6 protein-coding genes and 1 tRNA gene are annotated in these 5,371 nt (G+C 65.3%); 4 read left to right on the top strand and 3 right to left on the bottom strand.

Annotation, left to right across the window (positions count from 1 at the left end):
- The first annotated feature begins 54 nt into the window (after positions 1-54).
- Complete coding sequence (locus tag WAW17_RS03165; RefSeq protein WP_422331566.1) at positions 55-399, top strand: serine recombinase; 345 nt, start codon at positions 55-57, stop codon at positions 397-399.
- A gap of 342 nt (positions 400-741) precedes the next feature.
- Here the strand turns inward: WAW17_RS03165 and WAW17_RS03170 are convergent.
- Positions 742-814: transfer RNA gene (locus WAW17_RS03170), tRNA-Arg, on the bottom strand.
- 79 nt (positions 815-893) lie between these two features.
- Here WAW17_RS03170 and WAW17_RS03175 point away from each other — a divergent pair.
- On the top strand, positions 894-1,616 hold the full coding sequence (locus tag WAW17_RS03175) for a dienelactone hydrolase family protein (RefSeq protein ID WP_422331567.1): 723 nt from the start codon (positions 894-896) through the stop codon (positions 1,614-1,616).
- Between the two features lie 185 nt (positions 1,617-1,801).
- Positions 1,802-2,596, top strand: coding sequence for a M23 family metallopeptidase (locus WAW17_RS03180; RefSeq protein WP_422331568.1), 795 nt, complete (start codon positions 1,802-1,804; stop codon positions 2,594-2,596).
- A 4-nt stretch (positions 2,597-2,600) separates the two neighbouring features.
- Here WAW17_RS03180 and WAW17_RS03185 read toward each other — a convergent pair whose 3' ends face one another.
- The gene (locus WAW17_RS03185; RefSeq protein WP_422331569.1) at positions 2,601-2,867 is read right to left on the bottom strand and encodes a hypothetical protein; all 267 of its coding nucleotides are present in this window, start codon (positions 2,865-2,867) and stop codon (positions 2,601-2,603) included.
- Between the two features lie 118 nt (positions 2,868-2,985).
- Between WAW17_RS03185 and WAW17_RS03190 the strand changes: the two genes are divergently transcribed.
- Complete coding sequence (locus WAW17_RS03190; RefSeq protein ID WP_422331570.1) at positions 2,986-4,494, top strand: glutamate-cysteine ligase family protein; 1,509 nt, start codon at positions 2,986-2,988, stop codon at positions 4,492-4,494.
- A gap of 27 nt (positions 4,495-4,521) precedes the next feature.
- Here WAW17_RS03190 and WAW17_RS03195 read toward each other — a convergent pair.
- On the bottom strand, positions 4,522-5,371 hold an 850-nt coding region (locus WAW17_RS03195; RefSeq protein ID WP_422331571.1), incomplete at its 5' end, for an FAD-binding oxidoreductase.

The following is a 5,371-nucleotide window of genomic DNA, read 5'->3' on the forward strand; positions in this document are numbered from 1 at the left end:
GGCGGTGGCTATGGTGCATGCAGGCATCAACGCCAACTACCGGAGGACTGAAATGTGAATGCAGCTACCGATCGTCAGTGGGCGGTTCGTGACGCTGTTCTGCGTTGGCTTCTCGCGAATGCCACCGAAGGCTATCGAAGCCCGATTCTGGACGCGGATTCCATCGGCGAGACGGTCGGCTGGGCGCCCTCGCCGCTCACCCGAGACGAAGTGGCCGACGGCTCGAACCATCTCTACAAGGGTGGCTACCTGACGGGCGTACCGATCATGGGCATGGGGATCCCGCGACCCATGTTGACCGTCGCCGGACGACGGGTGGCAAGGACCGGCAAATCCCTACGGCCGGAATCCGAGTCGGCAACACAGAATCGTCTGCTGAAGCAGCTTGCGGAGCAGTAACGCTTCACCGGCCTTCACTTCTCGGGCATGTGCACTGGTGCCGCGTCAATCGTAGATGCGGTGGCGATGCGAACCCCGCTGCTTCCAGCAGGTTTCGGAATGGAAGCGGGGACTGCCGCGACGAACGCGGAATGCGCTACGACCACGTCCGAGTGGGTACTGGCACCTAGATATGGTCCCGTGCCTATGGTTTCGGACCGCACTTCCGGCGACCGACTTCGCGTCACGGTAGCTGACGTGGGAATGCAGGGTGGCGGTTCGCGCTTCGGTATTCGTCATGGGCGACCGCATGAAGGATGGCGGTCGATCGGTGTCCGCACTGAGGAACCGATCCCGATTCGGTGCCCTCGGCAGGATTCGAACCTGCGACCTACCCTTTAGGAGAGGGTTGCTCTATCCCCTGAGCTACGAGGGCGCGTGCACGCGGGCGCGCACCGAGGTGAGTGTAGCGGGAATGGTGGTGTGCCCGCGATGGGGAGGGCATTGTTGTTCGCATGGCAGACATCGACTTGACGGACCTGGCGGCTGGGCACAACGGTTCGCGGAAGTTGAGCGGCTATCTGGCGCGGCCGTCCGGTGACGGTCCGTGGCCCGGTGTGGCGATGATTCACGAGGCCTTCGGATTGAACGACGTGATGCGCAGGCAGGCCGACAGGCTCGCCGCAGCCGGTTTCCTGACGTTGGCGCCGGATCTGTTCAGTGCAGGCGGAGCGGTGCGTTGTCTCGTCACGACGATGCGGGCGATGCTGGCGGGTCAGGGGCGCGCGTTCGGTGACATCGAGGCCGCCCGGCAATGGCTGCTCGGCTCGGCGGACTGCACGGGAAAGGTCGGCATCATCGGCTTCTGCATGGGTGGCGGTTTCGCGCTGGTTGCTGCGGGTTCGGGGTTCGACGCGGCGGCGCCCAACTACGGGATGCTGCCGCGCGACCTGGATGCGGCGATGGAGGGTGTGTGCCCGGTGGTGGCCAGTTACGGCGGGAAGGATTTCTCTCTGCGGAACGCGGCGGTGAAACTCGACGCCGCACTGACCAAGGCCGGTGTGGAGCATGACGTCAAGGAGTACCCGACGGCGGGTCATGCGTTCCTCAACGACACGTTGGCTGGCCCGGCCCCGGTGCGGTTGCTGTCGAAGGTCTCGGGAATGGTGCCCGAGCCCGCCGCTGCGGAAGATGCCTGGAAGCGGATCGACTTGTTCTTCCGGCAGCACCTCGGCTGATCAGGAAATTCTCCCAGCACAAGTCCCGTGACGCCGTCTTCAAGGGCCGAGTTCGCGGGTCGCCGAACATAAAGCTCCGGTAACGGTGGCGCATACCTATATCGTTTTGTTACATTCTTCGGCAGACAGAGGAGCCCTCGCCGAACGGGGAGTGCTGCATTCCGACGACTGACGAGGTATTCACTGTGGGTTCCCACCACCGGCCGAACGGGTCCGCCGTTCGTTTCGAGATCGATCTGGACGCGGCGCGCGGGCGCCATCGCCACCAGCAGGCCGGAACGGGTGTGGGCATCAAGGCCGCCACAGTTGCCGCTGCCACCGGCGCTATTTTTGCCGGTGCCGCCCAGTTGGGAGCGGGTACCGCAGCCGCGGCGCCCGTTCACGCGAACGAGGTTCAGCCCGGCGGCGAGCAGACCGCGCCCAGCCTGCCGTTCCAGCTCCCGGCCGGTGTCCTCCCCGCCGGTTTCGAGTTGCCCGCAGACCTCGCCGCGGCCGCACAGGACTTCGTTGCCCCCGACCTGGGTGCGCAGGCTCAGCAGTGGCTGACCTCGGTGAACCCGGTCAAGCGGCACGCGGTTCAGCCTGTCTCGGGCACATTGACTTCCAATTTCGGTTCCCGCTGGGGTGCACATCACGGCGGGATCGACATCGCGGCACCCGTAGGTACCGCGGTCCTCGCCGCCGCCGACGGTGAGGTCATCGACGCCGGGGCGGCGTCCGGGTTCGGACTGTGGGTGCGGCTTCTCCACGACGACGGAACCGTCACCGTCTACGGACACGTCAACGATTACTCCGTGAGCGTCGGTCAGCAGGTGAGCGCAGGACAGCAGATCGCCACCGTAGGCAACCGGGGCCAGTCCACCGGTCCGCACCTGCACTTCGAGGTGCACGACGCGAACGGCAACAAGGTTGATCCGGGGCGGTGGCTGAAGGAACGCGGCGTGGCCGTCACCTGGGGCGACGCCGGCGCAAACGCCTAGCTTCTCACTCCGGCTCGAGGTCGGGATCGTTACGGAACACGAGGGGACCACTGTCGAGGGCTACCGCCCACCGGCGTGACACAGCCCAGTCGCGGCCGTAGGAATCGGCCTCGATGTCCTGCACTTCGCCGAACTCGTCGACGATAGCGCCCGCTTCGAGGGGCCATTCCTTCTCGGGGACTGCGGGATCGACGGAGTGCCGCGTCTTCACGCGTGTTCCCACGGAGAACTCTGGTTTCTTCTTGGACTTGGAGTCGGTTCGAGGTGCCATCTCTGTTCCTTCCGCTCACCATCGTCTGATTCGAGGTTAGTCCGCGATGCCCGCATTCGCGTGGGATGAGCGGATATGCTCGCGAGTGCTCGCAATTCACTGGCAGCGGGGGAGTGTAATGGGTCGCGAAGTCAGCTCTCGGACGTTCACCCGGGCAGATCGGCGGCTTTTCCGGCAGAAGGTGCTGATGTGCGTCGAGGCGCTCGAAAGAATGCTCCGAGACGGTGCATTTGCCGATGACGTCGATCCGCCGCAGCCGATGCTGGGGATGGAGATCGAGTTCAATCTCGTCCGCGCCGATATGAGTCCGGCGATGGCGAATGCGGAGGTCCTTCAGGCGATCGACGACGACGCCGTGTTCCAGACCGAGCTGGGTCAGTTCAACGTCGAGATGAACGTCAAGCCCGGGCCGCTGACGGGAGATGCCACCTTCGAACTCGAGCGCACGCTGCGGGCGTCGCTCCGTGTCGCCGATGCCCGAATCCACCAGCACGACGCGCAACTTGTGATGATCGGGATGCTTCCGACCCTCGAACTCGAGCACCTCGGTCGCGAATGGATCTCGGCGAACCCCCGCTACGAGCTGCTCAACGAGCAGATCTTCGCCGCACGCGGTGAAGACCTCGAGCTCGATCTCGAGGGCGTCGCTCTGCCGGGCAAGTCCCCGGAGCACTTGCGCGCCGACACCAATTCGGTGGTTCCCGAGGCGGCCTGTACGTCGCTGCAACTGCATCTTCGGGTGGCGCCGGACCGTTTTGCCGCCCACTGGAACGCAGCGCAGTGCCTGGCGGGCGCACAGGTGGCTCTGGCAGCCAATTCACCGTTCCTCGCCGGCAAGGCGCTGTGGCACGAATCGCGCATCCCGCTCTTCGAGCAGGCCACCGACACGCGTCCCCTCGAATTGAGAAATCAGGGGGTCCGTCCGCGAGTGTGGTTCGGGGAGCGGTGGATCGATTCGGTCTTCGACCTGTTCGAGGAGAACTCGCGGTACTTCCCCGCCCTTCTGCCCGAGGTCACCGATATCGACCCGTCGGCCGAGCTCGACGCCGGGAATATTCCGGATCTCAGCGAACTGCAGATGCATAACGGGACGATCTACCGGTGGAACCGGCCGGTGTACGACTGCGCGGACGGAAAGCCGCATCTGCGGATCGAGAACCGGGTGCTCCCCGCCGGGCCCACCGTTCTCGACACCATGGCCAACGCGGCCTTCTACTACGGAGCGTTGCGGGGACTCGTGGACGAGGAGACGTCCGTCTGGTCACGGATGTCGTTCAACGCAGCGGAGGAGAATCTGCACGAGGGCGCGAGGTGCGGGCTGGAATCCGAGCTGTATTGGCCCGACGTGGGATGGGTGGGAGCGGACGAGTTGGTGCTGCGCCGGCTCCTGCCGATCGCCGACCGGGGACTCGAAGCGTTCGGATTGTCGCAGAAGGCTCGTGATCGCTACCTCAGCGTCATCGAGGGCAGGTGCCTCAATCGGCAGACCGGCGCAGCCTGGCAGCGTGCGCAGGTGCTGCGTCACGAGGAGGCCGGCCTCGGCCGGCGGGAAGCCTTGTCGTCCATGCTGGCCCAATATGTTCTGAACATGCGCGACGGGAGCCCGGTCCACACCTGGGCGGTGTGAGCCGGACTCCCGTCTGGGCTCTTTCGATCAGGCAGAGGCGCCTGCGAAGTTGTCGGGGCCGAACACCTCGTAATGGATGTTCTGCTCGGGAACGTCCTTCTCGAGCAGCGCCCGCCGCATACCCAGCATGAAGGGCAGCGGACCGCACAGGTACGCGTGGGTTCCGGGGGTGATGCTCACGTCACCGAGGTCGGCCCGCCCGAGGCTGAGGCTGGCTTCGGGCGTGCGTGCGCCGAGGTCCTCGTACCAGCGGTGCATCTCGGCGAACGGCAGACGCTCCACGAGTTCGGTGAGTTCGGCGCGATGCGCGTGGTTGCTGGGGGAGCGGTCCGCGTGCAGCACCGAGATTTGGCGACCGTCCTCGGTGTCGGCGAGGTGGCTGAGCATTCCGATCATGGGAGTGCATCCGATACCGGCCGAGACGAGAAGCAGCGGCGCGTCGTCGTCCTGGAGCACCAGGTCGCCGAACGGCGTGGTCACATTGAGGATGTCTTCCTCGAAAACATTGTGGTACAAGAAGTTCGAAACCTCACCGGCGGGCACGACGGTTCCGTCCGGCGTCGTGTGGGCGTCGATGCGCTTCACGGTGATTCGCCAGTCGTCTCGTGACGGAGCGGACGAGAGACTGTACTGCCGGATCTGACGCGCACCGTCGGGCAGGTGGACGCCCACCGAGAGGTACTGGCCGGGAGCGAACTTCGGCAACGGCGTGCCGTCCAAGGAGGTGAGTACGAACGACACCGTGTCGGCCGACTCGTGGCGGCGCTCGCGCACCCGTACGTCGCGCCACACGTCACCTACTGCGACGCCTGCCGATTTGTACAGACCGGCCTCCATTGCGATCAGGGTCTCGGCCATCAGCCAGTACACCTCGTCC

Origin of the sequence: Rhodococcus sp. (in: high G+C Gram-positive bacteria) (genome assembly GCF_049286785.1) — a bacterium.
In the GTDB taxonomy this organism is placed as follows: domain Bacteria; phylum Actinomycetota; class Actinomycetes; order Mycobacteriales; family Mycobacteriaceae; genus Rhodococcus_F.